The 2,013-nt window shown below is 68.6% G+C and carries 1 protein-coding gene; it reads right to left on the bottom strand.

Going from position 1 to position 2,013, the window contains the following annotated elements:
- Positions 1-54: 54 nt before the first annotated feature.
- On the bottom strand, positions 55-1,890 hold the full coding sequence (locus DMB42_RS52660) for an IS481 family transposase (RefSeq protein WP_125649926.1): 1,836 nt from the start codon (positions 1,888-1,890) through the stop codon (positions 55-57).
- Positions 1,891-2,013: the final 123 nt, after the last annotated feature.

Genomic DNA, 2,013 nt, shown 5'->3' with positions numbered 1-2,013 from the left:
TGTCTGGTCTCACTTGATGCTTGACGCTTTGGCATCGGATGATGCTTGACACTCCTAGCTGATCTTTCGCTTCTTAGTATGCGCCTGAGACTTGATCCGAGTGATCTCCTGGGTGGTGGTTCGGGGCACGACGCGGATGGGTTCGCCGTTGTCGTGCACGGTGATGTGGGTGTCGTCCACGGTCACGTCCAAGATCTTGCGGGCATGGACCCGTCCGACCTGGATCTTTTGGCCGACGACCTGGAAGTGGCCGCGGCTGCAGACCACTCGCTGGACGGTGACAGGCCCGGTCGAAGAGGTCGGCGCTGCCCCGGCTGGCCGGGCGTTGCGCAGAGTGAGACATTCGGCGAGCGGGAGCGGGCAGGGCACGGCGCGCAGCAGCAGGCGATCCTCGTCCATGACGCGGGCGGTGATGCCGTCCAGGCGCACGATGACACGCCGACCGGCCAGGTGGGCGCCGACGCACAAGGCCCGGCTGGCCAGGCTGATGGTGCCGGTCGAGCTGACCTGCCGGTCCACCTCGACGGCGCTCGCCTTGATCGGCGGTTCGCCGGCGGGCTCGGCCGGTGCAGGGCGGGCTTGGCCAGAGGCGAGCAGCGCGGCCAGGTCCTTGACGGTCAGCCGGGAGGCCACGCTCTTGAGCCGCCCGCCGCCGGTGGTGAACACATGCAGCCGCTGCGTACTGATCCACAAGGTGATCGGCAGGCCCGCCCGATCAGGTCCGAGCCACAGCTGCTGGCCCCCGATCGACAGGTTCCCCGACACAGGCACGATCCGATCGACCTCGATCGCCTGGCGCGACAACGGATCGACCGAGGCCATGACAACGGGCGCAGGCCGTTCGGGCTGATCACAGCGGTCGCCGGCCGGAACCGTGAGATCCGCGGGCGCCGGAGCGGCTCTCGGAGCCGAAGCGGTCACCGTGCTCAAAGCGGCGGGCAGACGCAGCGGCAGCTCCCGCTCTGCCCGCAGCTGCCCGGGGCTGCGATCGGCGAAGAACCGGTCGGCAGGGAAGGCCATGCCCAGCCCCTGGTGCGGCCGGGCGGTGTTGTAATGCTCGGCGAACGCGTCCATCTCGCTCTGCGCGGCCTCGATCGAGGCGAACGGCAGCGCCTGCTCCAGCAGCTCACGGCGCACGCTCTGATGGAAACGCTCGATCTTGCCGGTGGTGGTCGGGGTGCGCGGCGCGGTGTGACGCAGCTTGATGCCGTTCTCCCGGCAGACCCGCTCGAACAGCACCTCACCCGCCTTCGGACCGCCGAACCGGCCGGTGAACTGCTTGCCGTTGTCGGTCAGCACCTCCAGCGGCACCCCATAGACGCGCATCGCCGCGGCGAACGCGGCACACACCATCCGCCCGGTCGGCCGGACCACCACCGAGGCGATCACACAGAAGCGGGAGTGATCGTCCACCCCGGTGATCAGCTTGGCCTCGCTGCCGTCGGCCAGCAGCAGCCCGCCCATGATGTCCATCTGCCACAGCTGCATCGGCCCCGACCGCTCCCAGCGGCGGTAATCCTCACGCCGGCGCCGACGGGCGACCGGCTCGACCAGCCCGTTACGCACCAGGACCCGGTAGATACTCGCCCGCGACGGCAACGGCTCCACCCCGCGCCGGCCCAGCTCCCACAACAGTGTGCGCGGACCCCACCGCGGATGCGCGCGCCGCAGCTCGCAGATCAACGCCTCGATCACCGGCGGGGTCTGCATCGGGTGCGCCTTCGGCCGATGTGACCGATCGGCCAGACCTGCCAGGCCGCCATCCTGATACCGCCGCACCCAGCCATGCACCGACTGCCGCGACACCCCATACCGTCCGGCCACGTCGGTGACCTTCGCCCCCGACAACACCTCGATCACCGCGTGATAGCGCTGCTCCACGACACTCAACTCCACCAATGCCACCCGAGCCTCCCCCGAAGCGTCGATAACGCCACGAGCAGGCTCAGATAACGATCAAGGTGTCAAGCATCAAGCGAGGCCAGAGTGTCAACCATCAAGCGAGACAGGACA

It is taken from the genome of Nonomuraea sp. WAC 01424 (genome assembly GCF_003947315.1).
GTDB classification, from domain to species: Bacteria; Actinomycetota; Actinomycetes; order Streptosporangiales; family Streptosporangiaceae; genus Nonomuraea; species Nonomuraea spiralis.
This window is presented reverse-complemented; position numbering and strand designations above follow the sequence as displayed.